We start from the raw sequence: 19289 nt of genomic DNA, 5'->3' as shown, positions 1-19289 counted from the left end.
GCGACCAAAAACGCCGGTCCCGGACACACCCCGGTGAGGGTGTGGCCGTGGACCGGCGCAAGGGGGCTCGCTACTTCTTGGAGCCGGCGGCAGCCTTGCCGAAGCGGGCCTCGAAGCGGGCCACACGGCCACCGGTGTCGAGGATCTTCTGCTTGCCCGTGTAGAACGGGTGGCACTCGGAGCAGACCTCGGCCCGGATGGTGCCGGACTCGATGGTGCTGCGGGTGGTGAACGACGCGCCGCAGGTGCAGCTGACCTGCGTCTCGACGTACTCGGGGTGGATGTCGCGCTTCAAGGTGTCTCCTAGGTTTCGGGAGGGCACCGGGTCGCCGCCGCGGGATGCGGGAGCGTGAACCGGGGCCGACGTACCAGTCTGCCAGGACTGGCGCCATCCCCCAAAACCGGGGGTGGGGCCCAGGTATTCCCCGGGGCCCGGGCAGTCCTCGGGATCTGGGTAGTCCCCGGGGTCCGGGCAGTCCCCGAGGGTGTCCGCCCTCAGGGAGTGACCACGCCCTTGGCCTCGCCGGTGGCCGTGCCCTGGGTGGCCGCCTTCGGGATCCGGCGGTCGTTCTTCAGGGCGTCCCACACCAGCTGGGCCTTCTGCTTCTCCAGCAGGACCCGGTTGGGGTTGGCGGGGTCGTACTGGACGGGCATGGTGACCATGCCCAGGTTCTTGGCGCCGATGCCCTTCAGGCCGCTCGCGAAGTCGATCAGGGAGTTGACCGAGCCGAGGTCGGAGTCGGTGGTGACGGCCTTGGTGGCGGTGTCGGCGAGGTCGTACAGCTTCTTCGGGTTGCTGAACACGCCGACCTGCCTGACCTGGTTGATCAGGGCCTTGACGAACGCCTGCTGGAGCTGGATGCGGCCCAGGTCGGAGCCGTCGCCGACGCCGTGCCGGGTGCGGACCAGGCCGAGGGCCTGCGCGCCGTCGAGGGTGTGGGTGCCGGCCTTGAGGGCGAGGTGGCTCTGCGGGTCGTCGATGTTCTTCGTGGTGGTGACCTGGACCCCGCCGAGGTCGTCGATGAGCTTCTGGAAGCCCGAGAAGTCGACCTCGAGGTAGTGGTCCATACGGATGCCGGTGATCGACTCGACGGTCTTCACCGCGCAGGCGGCCCCGCCGGTGGAGTAGGCGGAGTTGAACATCACGCCCGCGGCGGCCGGGTAGGCGGTGCCCTTGGTGTCCGTGCACCGGGGGCGGTCGATCAGGGTGTCCCGGGGGATCGAGACCACGCTGGCCTTCGTGTGGCCCTCGTAGATGTGGACGATCATCGCCGTGTCGGAGCGGGCGCTGCCGTCGTCGGCGCCGCCGCCGAGCTTCCGGTTGGAGCCGGACCGGGTGTCCGAGCCGAGGACCAGGATGTTCTCCGAGCCGTTGTCGATCTTCGTGGGCCGGTCGGCGCCGAGGGCCTGGTTGATGTCGACGCTGTGCAGGTTGCCGTTGAGCTTGAAGTAGAGATACCCGGCCCCGGCACCGCCCAGGGCGACCACGCCCGCGGCGGTCCAGGCCGTGGCGAGCAGCGCCTTGCGGCCCGTACTGCGGGCCTTGCGGCGGCGCCCTCTGCCGCTGCCACGGGAGGGGCCCCGGGAGGCGCTGCCCCCCGGCTGCGGTATCGCGGGCTCCGGCGTGCTCTGGGCGGACACATCGCTCCTAGGTCTCGGCGGTCGGTTACCCCCTGCTTTCAGGGTCGGGCGCGGTTGTCACCGCTCCATCGTCGCCCCACCTGGTCAGACGGAGAAACTCGAGACAGCGTTGCACAGGGCCGGGTGCCCACCGCGTGGCGCGGCATTCACCCTGCGTGACCGGACCGATCGGGGCGAGCGGCGCTCACCTGCGGTTTCAGCCCCGGAGGTCGTACGCCTCGAAACCGGTACCAACCGAGATCCTTGTGGCAAAGATCTCTCGTCGCCCGCGTCGAAAAAGCCCGCCCCCTGTCACCGGAAGTGACAGGGGGCGGGCTCGCACACGCCGTGAGCGGGAGCGACTAGTCGCCGTTGCCCGGCGTCGGCGTCGTCTTCTGGATCTGCATCAGGAACTCGACGTTCGACTTGGTCTGCTTCATCTTGTCGAGAAGCAGCTCGATCGCCTGCTGCTGGTCCAGCGCGTGCAGCACCCGGCGCAGCTTCCAGACGATGCCCAGCTCCTCGGCACCGAGCAGGATCTCTTCCTTACGGGTACCGGACGCGTCCACGTCCACGGCCGGGAAGATCCGCTTGTCCGCGAGCTTGCGGTCGAGCTTCAGCTCCATGTTGCCGGTGCCCTTGAACTCCTCGAAGATCACCTCGTCCATGCGGGAGCCGGTGTCCACGAGCGCCGTGGCCAGGATGGTCAGCGAGCCGCCGTCCTCGATGTTGCGCGCCGCACCGAAGAACCGCTTCGGCGGGTACAGCGCGGTGGAGTCGACACCACCGGACAGGATGCGGCCGGAGGCCGGCGCGGCCAGGTTGTACGCACGGCCCAGACGGGTGATCGAGTCCAGCAGCACGACCACGTCGTGACCCAGCTCGACCAGGCGCTTGGCGCGCTCGATGGCCAGCTCGGCGACGGTGGTGTGGTCCTCGGCCGGACGGTCGAAGGTCGAGGAGATGACCTCGCCCTTGACCGACCGCTGCATGTCGGTGACCTCTTCCGGACGCTCGTCGACCAGGACGACCATCAGGTGGCACTCGGGGTTGTTGTGCGTGATCGCGTTGGCGATCGCCTGCATGATCATGGTCTTACCGGTCTTCGGCGGGGCCACGATCAGACCGCGCTGGCCCTTGCCGATCGGCGAGACCAGGTCGATGATCCGGGTCGTCAGCACGCCCGGGTCCGTCTCCAGGCGGAGGCGGTCCTGCGGGTAGAGCGGGGTCAGCTTGTTGAACTCCGGGCGGCCGCGGCCGTGTTCGGGCGCCATGCCGTTGACGGAGTCGAGGCGGACCAGCGCGTTGAACTTCTCGCGGCGCTCGCCCTCCTTCGGCTGCCGGACCGCACCGGTGACGTGGTCACCCTTGCGCAGGCCGTTCTTGCGGACCTGGGCGAGGGAGACGTACACGTCGTTCGGGCCGGGCAGGTAGCCGGAGGTCCGGATGAAGGCGTAGTTGTCGAGGATGTCCAGGATGCCCGCGACGGGGATCAGGACGTCGTCCTCGGCCAGCTGCGGCTCGGCGGCGATCTCGTCGCGGCCACGGCGGCCACGGCGGTCGCGGTAGCGGCCGCGACGGCCACGGCGGCCGCCCTCGAAGTCGTCGTCGTCCTGCTGCCGGTCCTGGCGGCCGCCCTGCTGCTGGCCCTGCTGCTGACGCTGCTGGCCGCCCTGCTGGTCGTCGCCCTTGTTACGGCGGTCACGGTCACCGCGCTCGCGGTCGCCGCGCTCGCCACGGTCGCGGTCGCGGCCGCGCTCACGGCGGTCGCGGCGGCCACGGCCCTCGCCGTCACCGGCGTCGCCGCGGGCCTCGCCCTGCCCCTGCTGCTGCGCGGGCGTCTCGGCCTTGGGCTCGGCCTTCGCCTCGGCGGCGACGGTCTCGGCGCTGCCGGCGGCCGGGCTGCCCGCCTCGGCGGTGGCGCGGCGGCGACGGCGCTCGGTCGGGGCGTCGTCGGAGGCCGGCTGGCCGGGGATCTCGATCTGCTGCTGGGCCACGGCCTTCTCGGCGGGCGCCTCGGCCTTCTTCTCGCCGTCGGCGGCCTCACCCGTACGGGCCTTGGAGGTGGCCCGGCGCTTCGGCTTGGTCTCGGCGGCGGCGTCGGCCTTGGGGGCGGCTCCCCCGGCGGCCTGCGCCTCCTTGATGACCTCGATCAGCTGGCTCTTGCGCATCCGCGCGGTGCCCCTGATGCCGAGGCCCGAGGCGACCTGCTGCAACTCGGCCAGCACCATGCCCTCGAGGCCGGTACCGCGGCGCCGCCGGGAGCCGGCACCGGTGGCAGGCGCGGAGGCGTCCGTGGCGGGCGCGGCAGCGGTCTCCTCGACACGTGCGCCCATCAGATCGGTGGTGTCGCTCACGAAGGGTCCTTCCCTGGAGCGGACGTCGGCCTGTCTGGCTCGGCGACCGGTTGTGCTGTCCGACTACGGTCCTTGCTTTCGGTGAACCGTGCCGGGGCGGTGGTCCGCCAAAGCGGCGGAGGAAATGTGCGGTGATGGCGCTTCCGCGAGCCGTGACACCTGGTGTCACGTGGCGTGGCAGCACCTGTTCCGGAGCGTGCCCGGCGGCCCGCTCAGTGCTCGCATACGACGTACTGCCCAGGTACGGCGCAGGGAACACGGAGTGGCGCGGGAGGCTCCCGGAAGAATGTCTGTCCCGGACGGGGACACAAAGCACCTCGCCATGGTGGGGTCGGGTGCAGACTTGAGATTAACACTACCGGATCCAACAAACATTCCCCCTCTCCAAATCCGGCAACCGTGTGCTTTCAGCTGTCGCCGGAGGTGGCGAGCGGCAGCACGCTCGCTCCCTGCATATCGAGGTCCAGCCGGTTGGCGGCCCAGCCCTCGCCCGCGAGGTGCGACACCTTGTCGGCGCTGGCGGCGTCGGCGAGGGCCATCACGGTGGGTCCGGCACCCGAGATGACGGCCGGGATCCCGTCCGCCCGCAGCCGCTCCACCAGCGCGGCGCTCTCCGGCATGGCCGGGGCGCGGTACTCCTGGTGGAGGCGGTCCTCGGTGGCGGGCAGCAGCAGCTCGGGGCGCCTGGTCAGGGCCTCGACGAGCAGGGCGGCGCGGCCCGCGTTGACGGCGGCGTCGACGTGCGGCACGGTGCGCGGGAGCAGACCGCGGGCGGTCTCGGTCAGAACCGGCTTTCCGGGCACGAAAACCACCGGAACGATGGAATCCGAGGGCTCCATCCTGATCGCCCGGGCGGCGCCGGCCTCCATCCAGGAGAGGGTGAAACCGCCGAGCAGGCAGGCGGCCACGTTGTCCGGGTGCCCCTCGATCTCGGTGGCCAGCTCCAGGAGGGCCGCGTCGTCGAGCTTGGCTTCACCGCCTATGGTCACCGCGCGCGCGGCGACGATGCCGGCGCAGATCGCGGCGGAGGAGGAGCCGAGGCCCCGGCCGTGCGGAATGCGGTTGGCGCAGACGATCTCCAGGCCGCGGGGCTGTCCGCCCAGCAGATCGAAGGCGGTGCGCAGGGAACGGACGAGGAGGTGGCTCTCGTCCCGCGGGAGGGTCTCACTGCCCTCGCCCGCGATGTCGATGTGCAGCCCGGAGTCGGCCACCCGGACGACGACGTCGTCGTACAGCCCCAGCGCGAGGCCCAGGGCGTCGAAGCCCGGACCCAGGTTGGCGCTGGTGGCGGGAACGCGCACCCGGACGGCGGCGGCGCGGAACGCTGGACCGGCCATCGCTCGTTGACTCTCCTTGAGCTGCGTGACGGTGGAAGACATTCGATGCGTACGGGGAGACCCTCTGGCCGCGCAGACGGCGCGGCGTCACCCCTATGCGGACGCATATGCGAGGGGAGGGTTCGGTACAGCCTATCGAAGGAAGGTTCTGTAGCGACATAGGGCGCACAGGAGGCGCACGATGCGTGTCGTAGGCCCCCTGTGCACCCTGTCAGGGTGGTGCCGGTGCTCAGGCCAGGCCGAGGCGCTCGGCCGCGGTGGCCGCGTCGACCGGGACGGTGACCGGCTGCGGGGCGCCGGCGACGGCCCAGTCGGGGTCCTTCAGGCCGTTGCCGGTGACGGTGCACACGATGCGCTGGCCCGGGTCGACCTTGCCCTGCTCGGCGGCCTTGAGCAGACCGGCCACGGAGGCGGCGGAGGCGGGCTCCACGAAGACGCCCTCCTGGGCGGCCAACAGCCGGTAGGCGCGCAGGATCTCACGGTCCGTCACCTCGTCGATGGCGCCGCCGGACTCGTCGCGGGCCTTCAGGGCGTACTCCCAGGAGGCCGGATTGCCGATGCGGATGGCGGTGGCGATGGTGGACGGGTCCTTGACGACCTCGCCTCGCACGATCGGGGCACTGCCGGAGGCCTGGAAACCCCACATTCGAGGGGTCTTGCCGGCGATGCCGTCGGCGGCGTACTCCTGGTAGCCCTTCCAGTAGGCGGTGATGTTGCCCGCGTTGCCGACCGGGAGGACATGGATGTCGGGGGCGTCCCCGAGCATGTCCACGATCTCGAAGGCGGCGGTCTTCTGACCCTCGATACGCACCGGGTTGACCGAATTGACCAGCGCCACCGGGTAGTTGTCGCTCAGCGAGCGGGCGAGGGTGAGGCAGTCGTCGAAGTTGCCGTCGACCTGGAGGATCTTCGCGCCGTGCACCAGGGCCTGGCCCATCTTGCCGAGGGCGATCTTGCCCTGCGGCACGAGGACGGCCGAGACCATGCCCGCGCGCACCGCGTAGGCGGCGGCGGAGGCGGAGGTGTTGCCGGTGGAGGCGCAGATGACCGCCTTCGCTCCCGCCTCCTTGGCCTTGCTGATGGCCATGGTCATACCGCGGTCCTTGAAGGACCCGGTGGGGTTGGCCCCCTCCACCTTGAGGTGGACCTCGCAGCCCGTGCGCTCGGAGAGCACCTGCGCGGGCACGAGGGGCGTGCCGCCCTCGCGGAGCGTCACGACCGGCGTGCTGTCGGAGACCGGCAGCCTGTCCCGGTACTCCTCGATGATTCCGCGCCACTGGTGGGTCATTGCTGGTTACTCTCCTTCAACCCGCATGATGCTGGCGACACCCCGCACGGTGTCGAGCTTGCGCAGTGCCTCGACGGTCCCGGTGAGGGAGGCGTCGGAGGCCCGGTGGGTGACGACGACGAGGGAGGCCTCTCCGTCCTTGCCCTGCTGCCGAACCGTATCGATGGACACCCCGTGCTCGGCGAAGACGGTGGCCACCTGGGCGAGTACGCCCGGCTTGTCCGCGACGTCGAGGCTGATGTGGTACCGCGTGACGACGTCGCCCATCGGGGAGACGGTCAGCGCGGCGTACGCCGACTCGCCGGGCCCGGTGGAGCCGCTGAGCCGGTTGCGGCAGACGGCGACGAGGTCGCCGAGGACCGCGGAGGCGGTCGGGGCACCGCCGGCGCCGGGGCCGTAGAACATCAGCTGCCCGGCGGCGTCGCTCTCCACGAAGACCGCGTTGTACGCGCCGCGCACGGAGGCGAGCGGGTGGCTCAGCGGAATCATGGCGGGGTGCACGCGCGCGGTGACCGACGCGCCGTCCTTCGAGCGCTCGCAGATGGCGAGCAGCTTGATGGTGCAGCCCATCTCCTTGGCCGAGCGGAAGTCGGCGGCGGTGACCTCGGTCATGCCCTCGCGGTAGACGTCGTCGAGCCGCACGCGCGTGTGGAAGGCGATCCCGGCGAGGATGGCGGCCTTGGCGGCGGCGTCGAACCCCTCGACGTCGGCGGTCGGGTCGGCCTCGGCGTATCCGAGGGCGGTCGCCTCGTCCAGCGCCTCCTGGTAGCCGGCACCCGTGCTGTCCATCTTGTCGAGGATGAAGTTGGTGGTGCCGTTGACGATGCCCATCACCCGGTTGATCTTGTCGCCGGCGAGGGACTCGCGCAGCGGGCGGATCAGCGGGATGGCACCGGCGACGGCTGCCTCGTAGTACAGGTCCCGGCCGTGCTCCTCGGCGGCGGCGTGCAGGGCGGCGCCGTCCTGGGCGAGCAGGGCCTTGTTGGCGGACACCACGGAGGCGCCGTGCTCGAAGGCGGTGGTGATGAGGGCCCGGGCCGGCTCGATGCCCCCGATGACCTCGACGACGACGTCGATGTCGCCGCGTTTGACGAGCGCGGTGGCATCGGTGGTGACCAGGGCCGGGTCGATGCCCTCGCGGACCCTGCTCGGCCGCCGTACGGCGACCCCCGCCAGCTCCACCGGGGCGCCGATCCTCGCCGTGAGGTCGTCGGCGTGCGTCGTCATGATGCGCGCCACCTCTGAGCCGACAACCCCACAGCCCAGCAGCGCCACCTTCAGCGGACGCGTACGCATCATCCGACCTCGTTTCCTCATACCGTCTACGGTTGGACCAGTCTCACTCACCGGACGGGAGTTTCTACCCTTCGTCCGGATCCTGAGACATGTATTTCATTTGTACGGGGCCGGAAGACCGCAGATCTTCCAGCCCCGGTGCCGGGCCCGGTGGGCTACCCGACGTCGAGACGCAGGAGGTCCTCCTCCGTCTCGCGCCGGACGATCACCCGCGCCTCGCCGTCCCGCACCGCCACCACGGGCGGCCGGAGCACATGGTTGTAGTTGCTGGCCATGGAGCGGCAGTACGCGCCGGTGGCCGGTACGGCGATCAGATCGCCCGGCGCCAGGTCGGCGGGCAGGAACGCGTCCTTGACCACGATGTCGCCACTCTCACAGTGCTTGCCGACGACACGGGCGAGCATCGGCTCGGCCTCGCTCGCCCGGGACACCAGGGCGACGCTGTACTCGGCGTCGTACAGAGCGGTCCGGATGTTGTCGGACATGCCCCCGTCCACGGACACATAGGTGCGCAGCCCGTCCAGCGGCTTGACGGTGCCGACCTCGTAGAGGGTGAAGGCGGTCGGCCCGACGATGGCGCGCCCCGGCTCGACGGAGATGCGCGGGGTGCGCAGCCGGGCGGCCTCGCACTCACGGGTGACGATCTCGGTGAGCGCCTTGGCGATCTCGTGCGGCTCACGCGGGTCGTCGGCGCTGGTGTACGCGATCCCGAGGCCACCCCCGAGGTCGATCTCGGGCAGCTCGACCCCGTGCTCGTCCCGGATGTCCTTGAGCAGCCCGACTACCCGGTGGGCGGCGACCTCGAACCCGGACATGTCGAAGATCTGCGAGCCGATGTGGGAGTGGATCCCGATCAGCTCCAGGCCGTCGAGCTGAAGGGCCCGCCGTACCGCCTCCGCGGCCTGCCCCCCGGCGAGCGGGATCCCGAACTTCTGGTCCTCGTGGGCGGTGGCGATGAACTCGTGCGTGTGCGCCTCCACGCCGACGGTGATCCGGATCTGCACCCGCTGCCGCCTGCCCAGGGACTGCGCGATGTGGGCGACCCGCACGATCTCCTGGAAGGAGTCGAGGACGATCCGGCCGACCCCGGCCTCCACGGCCCTGCGGATCTCCGCCTCGGACTTGTTGTTGCCGTGGAAGGCGATGCGCTCGACGGGCATCCCGGCGGACAGGGCGGTGGCCAGCTCGCCGCCCGAGCACACGTCCAGGTTCAGCCCCTCCTCGTGCAGCCACCGCACGACGGCACGGGAGAGGAACGCCTTGCCGGCGTAGAACACGTCGGCGTCGGGCCCGAAGGCGCTGCGCCAGGCACGCGCCCGGGTGCGGAAGTCGGTCTCGTCGAGGATGTAGGCGGGGGTGCCGAACTCCTCGGCGAGCCGCACGACGTCGATGCCCCCGACGCGGACGACACCGTCGGCGTCGCGCTCGACCGTCTGGGACCACACCTTCGCGTCGAGGGCGTTGAGGTCGGCGGGCGGCGCGGAGTAGTGGCCCTCGGGAAGGACGTCGGCGTGACGGGGCCCGGCGGGGTGTGCGGAACGGCTCATGACGTGGGTCTCTTCTTGGCTCAGAGGTATTCGGGTGCGTCGATGCCGAGCAGGGACAGGCCACCGGCCAGCACCGTCCCGGCGGCTTCGGCGAGGGCCAGCCGGGCGCGGTGGGCGGCCGAGGGTTTCTCCTCACCGCGCGGCAGCACGAACGGCAGGAGGGGCAGCGCGGCATCGGCGACGGTCACGAGATGCCGGGCGATCCGGTCCGGGGCACGGTGGGTGGCGGCCGCGGCGAGGATGCGGGGGTGGTCGGCGAGGGGGGTGAGCAGGTCGCGGGCGTCGACGGGGCCGGGGACGGCGCCGAACCCGAGGCGGGCGGCGTTGCGGCTGAGGGACCGGACGCGGGCGTGTGCGTACCGCACCCGGAACAGCGGATTGCTCTCCCGCTGCACCAGGTGGTCGGCGGTGATCCGGGGCCGGTCGTGCGGCGCGGGATGCAGCAGCGCCCACCGGGCGGCGTCGGGGCCGAGCGGGGCGGGATCCTCGGGCGCGGGCACCGGCCGCAGATCGGCCGGCTCCCCGTGCTCGACGACGGCCCGCCCGCCCTGCGCCGCCACGATCCGTACGACGGCGTCCGCGACGACCTCGGCCCGCACCTCGTACGGCACCCGCAGCACCAGGAACTGCCCGGCCAGGGCGTCACCGTGGCCGTACCCCGCGCCCTGGCGCAGGATCTCCTCGACCAGGCCGGTGACGGGGTCGGCCAGCGCGTCCAGGCTGATGTTGAGAAACCCGGGGCCGGTGACGACGACGTCCCGGACCCCGGCCGCGCCGACGAGCCGGCTGCGCAGGATCTCGGCGACCCGCCCCGGCGGCTGCCCGGCCGGCCGCGCGAGCTGGAGGGCGACGTTGGTCGCGAAGTCCCCGCATCCGCCGGGCCCCGGCTCGGTCACGACGACCCGCTCGGGCACGGCCACTTCCAGCTCCCCGTCGGCAACGGCACGGCGCACCGCGTGCAGCACGGTGCGGGACAGCTCGACGGGGGTCACGGGACAAGCCTAGGGGAGGAGACGGGGGGCACGGCGAGCCGGTTTCCCCTCGCAAGACGGCACCGGCGGCCCACACCGAACGGACCCTGCCCGCGCCCCGTCCCGACCGAAGGAATTCCCTCCACCCCCGCTATCCGCCGAAGGAAATCCCCCCGGGGACTCCGTCGGCGACCCCGTCGTCATCCCCGTCCGCGTCGTCCTCCCCACTCCCCCGGGCCCCCCGCCGCCCCTCGATGAGCTGCTTGACGAGCCGGACGAGTTCCGCGGGTTCGAAGGGCTTGGCGAGGAAGGCGTCGACGCCGACATCGAGGCCGGCCTCGAACTCGTACTGCGTGCAGGCGCTGATGATGGCGAGGGGCAGGTGGTGGGTACGGGGATCGGCGCGCAGCCGGGCAGCGGTGCGCAGGCCGTCCAGCCGCGGCATGACGACATCCAGCGTGACGATGTCGGGCCGCACCTGATGCACCACATCCAGACACTCGGCACCATCGGCCGCGGTCACCACCTCAAGCCCTTCCAGCTCGAGGTTGACCCTGATCAGCTGGCGGATGACCTTGTTGTCGTCGACGACAAGCACCCGACCCGACGCCCCTGGCACACCTCGAGAGTAGGTCCGCCCCGGCCACCGCGTCCGGGTTTTCCCTACTTCTGCCCCGTAGGGGGGATGGGGGTGGGGGGAGGGGGGTCCTTCGGGCTGGGCGGGGGCACCTCCGTGGCGGGCGGGGGGCGGAGGGGGCTGGGTTGGCGTTCCTCTGCGCTGGGAAGGGACCCCATCGTGCCGGGCTGGGGGCTGCCCTGCGCTGGTTAGGGGCCCGGTCGTGTCGGGGGGCCCGATGAGCTGGGGGTCCTCCGCGGGGGGCGAGGGAGCCGGGCGTGCCGGGGAGGGGCTCTCGGCGCTGGGGAGGGACGCGGTCACTCCGGGCGGGTGGTCCGTCCACGGCGGGTGGAGGACTACTCCACGCCGGGTAGGCGACGCCTCCTCAGCCCGACCCGGGAAACGGGTTCCTGATCACCCCGCCGGACCTGCTAATGTTCTACACGTCGCCGCGAGCGAGAAGCTCCGCAGCCGACACGCCCCCGTAGCTCAGGGGATAGAGCAACGGCCTCCGGAGCCGTGTGCGCAGGTTCGAATCCTGCCGGGGGCACCTTGTATGAGGTGCCTAAGAGACCCCGTCATCAGCGGAAGCGCTGAGGCGGGGTCTTCGCGTATGGGGAGATGCCAGACCCCTGCGCGTGATGCGTGCCCACCAGCGGCCACATCGACGAGACAGTAGCGACCATCCACACCGCGCGGGGCCTGCTGAAAAGCTGGCGCGAGCGAGAGCTCCCCAGGCCGCGATGATCTCTGTTGATCTTCCCGACCTCTTCCCAACGGCTCACGCCTGCGCCCCTACGGACACCGGCTCAGGTCTCCGCCGGCGGCGTCCACGCCGCCACCAAATCCAGCAGGCCCGGGAAGCGGGTGTGCAGGTCTTCCGTGCGGACCTGGCTGCGGCGTTCCAGGCCGTACTGGCGCTGGCGGGTGATGCCCGCTTCGCGGAGGGCCTTGAAGTGGTGGGTCAGGGAGGACTTGGGGCGGTCCAGGCCGAACCAGCCGCAGGGGTGGTCGAACTCCTCCGACTCCAGGAGCAGTTTGCGGACGATGCGCAGCCGGAGCGGGTCGCTGAGTGCGCCGAGGACGGTCTCCAGGCGCAGGTCCTCCACGGATGGCTCGGGGAGGGGGGCGGGACGCGGGTGCGGGTCCGGCATGGGCACTTCCTTTCTCCTGTACGAGTTCGATCGTACTACGTGCTAGGTTCGATTGAAGTCGTACTGGTACGGGTTCGGTCGTACTGAGGACTTCCAGGGGAGGAGTGGGTCGTGAGCCAGGTTGGGGTGCGAAGGCGCGGGGTGGGGCTCAGGGCGGGTGGTGGGGAGGTGTCCGTGCGGTGGGTGTGGCTCGCCGCCTGGCCGGTGACCGCCGTGTTCGTGCTGTCCAACGCCGCCACGCCGCTGTATGTGCTGTGGCAGCGTCAGATGGGGTTCAGCAAGGGCACGCTGACCGTCGTCTTCGCGTGTTATATCGCCGGGCTGCTGGGTTCGCTGCTGGTGTCCGGCGTCGTGTCCGACCGGTTCGGCCGCAAGCCGGTGCTGCTGCCCGCGGTGGGGCTCGCGCTGGTGGCCTGCCTGGTCTTCGCCACCGCGGGCGGGGTCGGCGCGCTGGTCGTGGCGCGGCTGTGCACCGGGATCGCGGTCGGCGCGGTGGTGTCGGCCGGGATGGCCGCGGTGACGGACGTGGCCGGGCCCGGGCGGCGCCGGCTGGCCGCGCTGCTCGCCTCCTGCGCGATGGTGTTCGGGGCGGGCACCGGGCCCCTGCTCGCGGGGGTGCTGTCCGAGGCCCTGCCCGCGCCCACGGTCACCGTGTTCGTGGTGGAGGCGGTGTTGCTGGTCACGGCGGGGGTGGTGGTCGTACGGATGCCGGTAGGGCGGCCGGACAGGGGCGGCAGCGGGGCGTGGGTGCGGGTGCCGGGTGTGCCCCGGGGTGTGGGGTGGCGGCTGGCCGTGGGCATCGCCGTGTTCGCGCCCGGGATCACCGCGACGTCGTTCGTGCTGTCGCTCGGCCCCTCGCTGCTGGCGGGGCTGCTCGGGACCGGTAGCCGCGTGGTGTCGGGGGCGCTGGCGTTCGTGATGTTCCTCGGTGCGACGGGGGTGCAGTTCGCGGTACGGCGGCTGCGGCGGCCGGCGATTCTGGCCGGCGGGGCGGGGGCCACCGCGCTCGGCATGCTGCTGCTGGTCGTCGCCGTGCGGTGGGGCTCGGTGACGGCGCTGGCGGGGGCGGTGCTGCTGGCCGGGGCGGGGCAGGGGATGGGGCAGTTGGGCGGGCTGTCGCTGTTGAACGCCGCGGTGCCGGTGGAGCGGCTCGCCGAGGCCAACGCGGCGTTCAACATCGGGGGGTATCTGCCCGCCGGGGTGCTGCCTGTGTCCGTGGGGTATCTGAGTGATGCGGTGGGGCTGGGTACGGGGGCGACGGTGTTCGGGGTCGCTCTGGGGGTGGTCGCCGTGGGTGGGGGTGCGCTCGCGGCCGTGGTGGGGCGGCGCTTCGAGGAGTGAGGGCCGCCGTCAGGCCGGGCGTTTGCGGGAGGTCGTTTTCTTCGCGGCCGCCGTCGTCTTCTTCCCCGACGAGGACGACGAGGTCGAGGCGGACTTGGCCGCCGTCTTCTTCTTCGTCCCCTCCGTCGCCTTGGACGTCGACTTCCGCGCCGCGGCCGTCTTCTTGGCCGGGGCCGCCTTCGTCGACTTCTTGCCCTCGGTCTCCTTCGGCGTGGTCCGGCCTCGCGGCAGGGGTCTGACCTCCGCCTCCCCCGCCGGCTGCGCACCCCGCGACTCGCGGGCCGCGCGGACGCTGTTCTCCAGGGCCGCCATCAGGTCGAGCACCTTGCCGCCGGCGGGCGGGGCCGGCGCCTCGGGCGGCGCCTCGCCGGAGGCCTTCGCCGCGATGACCTCCTCCAGCGCTTCCCGGTACTCGTCGTGCAGGTCCTTCAGGTCGACCTCGCCGAGGGTGTCCATCAGGGCGTCGGCGAGGTCCAGTTCCTTGTCGCGGATGCTGACGTCGGCGTCGGGGGCGACCCCCTCGGGGGCGCGGACCTCGTCCGGCCACAGCAGGCCGTGCATGGCGATGGCGTCGCCGACGACCCGGAGCATGCCGAGGCGTTCCCGGCCGCGCAGCGCGTACTTGGCGATGGCGACCTTGTTGCTGCGCTTGAGCGCCTCGCGCAGCAGGGTGTACGGCTTCGCCGCCGGGACGCCGCTGGCCGCCAGGTAGTAGGCCGCGTCCATCTGGAGCGGGTCGATCCGGTCGGCCGGCACGAAGGCCACGATCTCGATCGTGCGGGCCGTGGGGATGGGCAGGTGGGAGAGGTCCTCGTCGGTGATCGGGATCATCGTGCCGTCGGCGTCCTCGTACGCCTTGCCGATCTCCGACTGGGTGACCTCGCGCTCCTCCAGTTCGCAGACCTTGCGATAGCGGATCCGGCCGTTGTCCTCGGTGTGGATCTGGCGGAAGGAGATCGAGTGACTCTCGGTCGCGTTCACCAGCTTGATCGGGATGCTGACGAGCCCGAAGGAGATCGCACCGTTCCATATGGATCGCACGTGCCACACCCTTCCACCGTTTTCACCGCTTTGTCTGGGATTGTCATCCTATGACGCCTATCACAGAGGTGGAGGGGCACCGGGTCGCGCTCAGCAATCTGGAGAAGGTGCTGTACCCGGAGACCGGTTTCACCAAGGCGGAGCTGGTGCACTACTACGCGACCACCGCCGACGTGCTGCTCCCGCATCTGCGGGACCGCGCCGTGTCGTTCCTGCGGTATCCGGACGGCCCGGACGGGCAGCTGTTCTTCACCAAGAACGTGCCGCCCGGTACACCCGAGTGGGTCACCACCGCCGAGGTGCCGCGGTCCTCGGCGGACAGCCCGGCCCGGATGGTGGTGATCCAGGATCTGGCCAGTCTGGTCTGGGCGGCGAACCTGGTCACCGAGTTCCACACCCATCAGTGGCGGGTGCAGACCCCACAGGAGGCCGACCGGCTGGTCTTCGACCTCGACCCGGGTGCGCCCGCCACCGTCGTGCACTGCTGCGAGGTCGCCCTGTGGCTGCGCGAGCGGCTCGCGGCGGACGGGATCGAGGCGTACCCGAAGACGGCCGGTTCGAAGGGGCTGCATCTGCTGGCCGCCGTACGGGGCTCGTCCTCGGAGCGGGCCAGCGAGTACGCCAAGGCGCTCGCGGTGGAGGCCGAGCGGGCGATGCCGCGGCTGGTGGTGCACCGGATGACCAAGAGCCTGCGGCCGGGGAAGGTGTTCGTGGACTGGAGCCAGAACGCGGCCCGCAAGACCACGGCCACGCCGTACACCCTGCGCGCCCGCCGGGCCCCGCTGGTGTCGGCGCCGGTGACCTGGGAGGAGGTCGCCGAGTGCCGCAGCCCCGGCCGGCTGGAGTTCCGGGCGGAGGACATCGCCCCGCGTCTTCAGGACCTGGGCGATCTGATGTCACCGCTGGTGGACGGGGCGAACGCGGCCGACCTTCCCGCCCGGGGCGGATAGCAGCCCGGGCACCCGTCGCACAGGGCCCCGCCTACACCCTCCCCCACGTCCTGCGGTCCCGCGCCATCGCGTGCAGCGCCTCCACGTCCCCCGGCTTCAGCACCCCGCCGGTCCGCGCCAGACCCGTCAGCTCCTCGTCGCGGAGGATGCGCACGCCCCTCGGCCGGGCGGTGACCGTGACCTCGGTGGGGCCCACCAGGGCCAGCAGCGGATGGACCTCGGCGGTCAGGGCGTACGCGGCGCGGTCGGCGTCGGCGCGCAGCCGGCGCAGCAGCGGCTCGGGCTCGCGGCGGCCCACGGTGACCATGAGGTCGGCGACCAGGACCCGGCTTCTGCGGGCGTACAGGGCGTGTACGGCGTACAGGCCGCCGGGGCCGATGACCAGGTGGTGGATGCGGTCGCCGCCGGGCAGCGGTATCGAGTGCACGGTGTGCCAGCCCGCGCCCTCCAGCCCGTCCAGCGTCTCGCCGACGGCCTGCTCGGCCAGCAGTGCGCGCCGGCGCGGGTCCGGGCGGAGCCTGCGGACGGGACCGCCGTGGCCCGGGCCGTGACCGAGACCGTGCCCCAGGCCATGAGCCCGGCCGCGGCCGTGACCGGATTCGCGGTCGAGGGCGACCAGCAGGGCCTCGCCGGGGCGATTGGGGGCGAGGTCGTCGTCCGGGTGCAGGGTCAGCCGGGCGAGTTCCGCGGGGGTGGGGACCGGGGGCGGGCCGACGGTCACCGGGCCGGTCAGAAACGGCTTCAGTGCCTCGAGCACGTCCTGATGGCCGTCCTCGCCGGGCAGAAGCACGCTGACCCGGCCGGTCTCACGGTCGTACCAGGCGACGCTGGATCCGTCCGGGCGGCAGACGTACAGCCGTTCCCGGCCGTGCCGAAAGGCCGGCACCACGCGCAGTCCGCTCATGCGCCATCACCCCTCGACCATGGGAACAGGCAGGGTGGTCCGGGGGCAAGACCGGTTGGGCCGACTGCGGTTGCCGTGGAGGCCGGCCGGCCGTGTCCCGTCCGGCGGGCCGCACAACGAGCTGTTCGTGGCGTACCCGCGCGCCTGACCGGGCACCGTACGGCCGCTGGAGAAGTCGGCCGAGTAGCCTCTCTCCCAGCACCACCCCGGGTGAACAAAACGGACTTTACGCCTTTACGACTTAGGGTGTGGTGGATGACGACCGCCCCGTCGCCCTCAGGAGCCCCGTGTCTGCCCGTCGCCCTCTGCGCACCGCCCGTACCGCGGTCGCCGTCGCACTGCTCGCGGCGACGGCGGCGGCCTGCGGCGACAGCGGCGGGCTCCAGGCCGCCGGTCCGACCCAGACGGCCATCAGTCCCGCCAAGCTCTGGCCCGACCTGCGGCCGGCGTCCAGCCCCGCCTTTCCGTACTCCGTGGCGACCCGGGAGACCGTCAAGGGTGTGACCGTGCCCGGTGACGACATCCGCAGGGTCGATCCGGTGGACGTGGTGGACGCCGAGGTGAAGGCCCATCCGGACGACTACGGGTCGAAGGGGGCGTACCACGCGACGGTGGACCGGCTGAAGGAGTGCCGGCCGGGCGGGCGGCGGGCGCGCTGCCCGCTGCTGCCGGCGTACTACCGGGACCTGACCGGCGACGGCCGGCCCGACATGACGCTCGGCTTCCGGCTGTACCCGACGAACCAGACGGCCGTACGGGTCTACACGGTCGAGAAGCACCGGCTGGTGCAGGTCCTGGCCGACAACGACGCGATCATCGGCGTGGAGCTGGCCGGACGCGCGCTGATCGAGCGCTCGCCGGCCGACATCTCCGGGTACGAGTACCGCACCACCTGGGTGTGGGACCCGGAGCAGCGCGCGATGGTGTTCTCCCGGGACGAGTATCTGCACACCGGGGACGGCCGCCGCACCCGGAAGCCCTCGCCGAGCCCGGTGCCGTCCGTCTCGCCGTCGGCGGGCGCGTGATGAGGGTCGCGCTGCCCCAGTGGGCCGGGACGCTCGCCGTGAAGGCGGCGCTGTTCATCACGGTGATGTGCTGTGCGCTGGCCGCGCTGCTGGGCGTCCTGGTGCATGTCTCGGTGACCAACCAGACCGTGGGCCAGGCCCGCAAGCTGGCGCTGTCCCGGCTGGCCGACGCGACCCAGGCGTACGAGGCCGGGGACACGCTGCTGCCGGGCGCCGGGGTGGACCCGGAGGGGCTGCCCGCGCCGCTGCGGACGCTGGCGGCGGCCGGGGAGCGCGGCACGATGGTCTCCGCGCACCTGGGCCGGCCCACCATGTGGGCGGCGGGGCCGGTGGCCGGCCACCGGGCGCTCGCCGTGGAGGTCGACTACTCCCAGCAGGCCCGTACGATCGCCGGCCTCGACACCTCGATCCTGTGGTCCTCGGGGCTCGCCATCGGGGCGACCGTGCTGGTCGGGGTGTTCGCGGTGAGCCGGGTGACCCGCCGGCTGCACGGCACCGCCCGGGTGGCCCGGCGGATCAGCGCGGGCGATCTGGACGCGCGGGTGAACGACCCACGGACCAAGGACGCGAGCCGGCCGCCGGACGAGGTGGCCGCCGTCGCGGCCGCCCTGGACACCATGGCCTCCACGCTCCAGAGCAAGCTGCTGAGCGAGCAGCGGTTCACCGCGGACGTCGCCCATGAGCTGCGCACCCCGCTGACCGGGCTGCACGCGGCGGCGGAGCTGCTGCCGCCGGGCCGGCCGACGGAGCTGGTGCGGGACCGGGTGGCGGCGCTGCGCACGCTCACCGAGGACCTGCTGGAGATCTCCCGGCTGGACACCGGCCGGGAGAGGCTGGAGGTGGACACCGAGGAGCTGGGGGCGCTGGCGCAGCGGGTGGTACGCGCCTCGGGCACCCGTACGGAGGTGCGGATCCTCCGGGACGCGCGGGTGGAGACCGACCGGCGGCGGCTGGAGCGGGTGCTGGGGAACCTGGTGGCCAACGCGCACAAGCACGGGGCCGCGCCGGTGGTGCTGACGGTGGACGGGCCGGTGGTGACCGTGCGGGACCACGGGGGCGGCTATCCGGAGTACCTCGTCGCGCACGGGCCGCAGCGGTTCCGTACGGAGGGCGGCGCCACCGGGCACGGGCTGGGGCTGACCATCGCGCTGGGGCAGGCGGAGGTGCTGGGGGCGAGGCTGTCGTTCGCCAACGCGGTGGACGGCGGGGCGGTCGCCACGCTGCGGCTGCCCGACTCCCCGCATCCTTAAGGGACCGATGCCCGTAGGGGCCGATGTCCCCGCGCCCCTGAGCCGCCGATGTCCCCGCGCCCCTGAGGGACCGGTGCCCGCAGGGACCGATGCCCCGCGCCTCTAAGGGACCGAGTGTCCGCGCGCCCCTAAGGGACTAATGCGCAGGGCACCCGCAGGCGGCCGATCCTAATGTGGCGGTTAGTCAGGATCCGTCCGCCGCCCGGAGGTGCCCCCATGTCCCTGCGTTCCGTCCTCTCCCGTGGGCTCGCCATAGTCACCGCCGCCGGAACCCTGGCCTGTACCGTCGCGGCCGTGCCCGCCCTCGCGGACGAGGACGACGGCGGCGGGAGGGATCCGCGCTTCTCCCAGGGTGTCGTCACCGCCGAGGAGGGCATGTGGCTGCGGGACCGGCCGGACCGGGGCAGCCGGCGGGTGCGGTTCGTCGACGAGGGCGAGCGGGTGTCGGTCTTCTGCGAGACGCGCGGGCGGCCCGTGCACGGCAACCCGGTGTGGTACCTGCTGACGGACGGCACCTGGGCCTGGGGCACGGCGCGGTACATCGACATCATCGGGCCCCTGCCACGCCGGTGCTGACGCGCCGACGGACACT

At 72.1% G+C, this 19289-nt stretch carries 17 protein-coding genes and 1 tRNA gene; 6 read left to right on the top strand and 12 right to left on the bottom strand.

The window, feature by feature from the left end; translation table 11 throughout:
- Positions 1-70 precede the first annotated feature (70 nt).
- From rpmE to ACZ5CZ_RS00145, 9 genes are all read right to left on the bottom strand, one after another.
- Positions 71-295 (bottom strand): 50S ribosomal protein L31, encoded by a 225-nt coding sequence (gene rpmE, locus ACZ5CZ_RS00185; RefSeq protein WP_019326867.1) that lies wholly within the window; start codon positions 293-295, stop codon positions 71-73.
- A gap of 200 nt (positions 296-495) precedes the next feature.
- Positions 496-1641, bottom strand: a complete 1146-nt coding sequence (locus ACZ5CZ_RS00180; RefSeq protein ID WP_468937884.1) for an LCP family protein — start codon at positions 1639-1641, stop codon at positions 496-498.
- A gap of 341 nt (positions 1642-1982) precedes the next feature.
- On the bottom strand, positions 1983-3977 hold the full coding sequence (rho, locus tag ACZ5CZ_RS00175) for a transcription termination factor Rho (protein ID WP_468937882.1): 1995 nt from the start codon (positions 3975-3977) through the stop codon (positions 1983-1985).
- Positions 3978-4384: 407 nt separating this feature from the next.
- On the bottom strand, positions 4385-5314 hold the full coding sequence (gene thrB, locus ACZ5CZ_RS00170; protein ID WP_385839967.1) for a homoserine kinase: 930 nt from the start codon (positions 5312-5314) through the stop codon (positions 4385-4387).
- A gap of 229 nt (positions 5315-5543) precedes the next feature.
- Entirely contained in the window at positions 5544-6602 is a 1059-nt protein-coding gene (gene thrC / locus ACZ5CZ_RS00165; protein WP_385839968.1) for a threonine synthase, read from the bottom strand.
- A gap of 6 nt (positions 6603-6608) precedes the next feature.
- Positions 6609-7901, bottom strand: a complete 1293-nt coding sequence (locus tag ACZ5CZ_RS00160; RefSeq protein WP_468937879.1) for a homoserine dehydrogenase — start codon at positions 7899-7901, stop codon at positions 6609-6611.
- A gap of 152 nt (positions 7902-8053) precedes the next feature.
- Positions 8054-9445, bottom strand: a complete 1392-nt coding sequence (gene lysA, locus ACZ5CZ_RS00155) for a diaminopimelate decarboxylase (RefSeq protein WP_385839972.1) — start codon at positions 9443-9445, stop codon at positions 8054-8056.
- Between the two features lie 20 nt (positions 9446-9465).
- Positions 9466-10437, bottom strand: a complete 972-nt coding sequence (gene nrtL / locus ACZ5CZ_RS00150; protein WP_468937877.1) for an ArgS-related anticodon-binding protein NrtL — start codon at positions 10435-10437, stop codon at positions 9466-9468.
- A gap of 130 nt (positions 10438-10567) precedes the next feature.
- Positions 10568-11035 carry a response regulator gene (locus tag ACZ5CZ_RS00145; protein WP_468937875.1) on the bottom strand — a complete coding sequence of 156 codons (468 nt, stop codon included), beginning with the start codon at positions 11033-11035 and terminating at the stop codon, positions 10568-10570.
- 475 nt (positions 11036-11510) lie between these two features.
- Between ACZ5CZ_RS00145 and ACZ5CZ_RS00140 the strand changes: the two genes are divergently transcribed.
- Positions 11511-11582, top strand: a tRNA-Arg gene (locus ACZ5CZ_RS00140).
- Between the two features lie 259 nt (positions 11583-11841).
- Here the strand turns inward: ACZ5CZ_RS00140 and ACZ5CZ_RS00135 are convergent.
- Positions 11842-12186 carry an ArsR/SmtB family transcription factor gene (locus ACZ5CZ_RS00135; protein WP_468937873.1) on the bottom strand — a complete coding sequence of 115 codons (345 nt, stop codon included), beginning with the start codon at positions 12184-12186 and terminating at the stop codon, positions 11842-11844.
- 174 nt (positions 12187-12360) lie between these two features.
- On the opposite strand from ACZ5CZ_RS00135, the gene ACZ5CZ_RS00130 reads away from it, so the two are divergent.
- On the top strand, positions 12361-13527 hold the full coding sequence (locus ACZ5CZ_RS00130; RefSeq protein WP_468937871.1) for an MFS transporter: 1167 nt from the start codon (positions 12361-12363) through the stop codon (positions 13525-13527).
- Positions 13528-13536: 9 nt separating this feature from the next.
- Here the strand turns inward: ACZ5CZ_RS00130 and ku are convergent, their stop codons facing one another.
- Positions 13537-14568: a non-homologous end joining protein Ku gene (gene ku / locus ACZ5CZ_RS00125; RefSeq protein WP_385839978.1), complete on the bottom strand. Its 1032-nt coding sequence runs from the start codon at positions 14566-14568 to the stop codon at positions 13537-13539.
- 50 nt (positions 14569-14618) lie between these two features.
- Between ku and ligD the strand changes: the two genes are divergently transcribed.
- On the top strand, positions 14619-15518 hold the full coding sequence (gene ligD, locus ACZ5CZ_RS00120; RefSeq protein ID WP_468937868.1) for a non-homologous end-joining DNA ligase: 900 nt from the start codon (positions 14619-14621) through the stop codon (positions 15516-15518).
- Between the two features lie 31 nt (positions 15519-15549).
- On the opposite strand, the gene ACZ5CZ_RS00115 is transcribed toward ligD, so the two are convergent.
- The gene (locus tag ACZ5CZ_RS00115) at positions 15550-16422 is read right to left on the bottom strand and encodes a nuclease-related domain-containing protein (RefSeq protein ID WP_468937866.1); all 873 of its coding nucleotides are present in this window, start codon (positions 16420-16422) and stop codon (positions 15550-15552) included.
- Between the two features lie 287 nt (positions 16423-16709).
- Between ACZ5CZ_RS00115 and ACZ5CZ_RS00110 the strand changes: the two genes are divergently transcribed.
- From ACZ5CZ_RS00110 to ACZ5CZ_RS00100, 3 genes are all read left to right on the top strand, one after another.
- A complete protein-coding gene (locus ACZ5CZ_RS00110) occupies positions 16710-17447 on the top strand; it encodes a hypothetical protein (protein ID WP_468937864.1) in 738 nt (245 codons plus the stop codon).
- Complete coding sequence (locus tag ACZ5CZ_RS00105; RefSeq protein ID WP_468937862.1) at positions 17447-18697, top strand: ATP-binding protein; 1251 nt, start codon at positions 17447-17449, stop codon at positions 18695-18697. Before ACZ5CZ_RS00110 ends, ACZ5CZ_RS00105 begins: the two co-directional genes overlap by 1 nt.
- Before the next feature lie 216 nt (positions 18698-18913).
- Complete coding sequence (locus ACZ5CZ_RS00100) at positions 18914-19273, top strand: SH3 domain-containing protein (RefSeq protein ID WP_385839984.1); 360 nt, start codon at positions 18914-18916, stop codon at positions 19271-19273.
- Positions 19274-19289: the final 16 nt, after the last annotated feature.

This window comes from Streptomyces sp. NPDC031418, from assembly GCF_055581605.1.
This window is presented reverse-complemented; position numbering and strand designations above follow the sequence as displayed.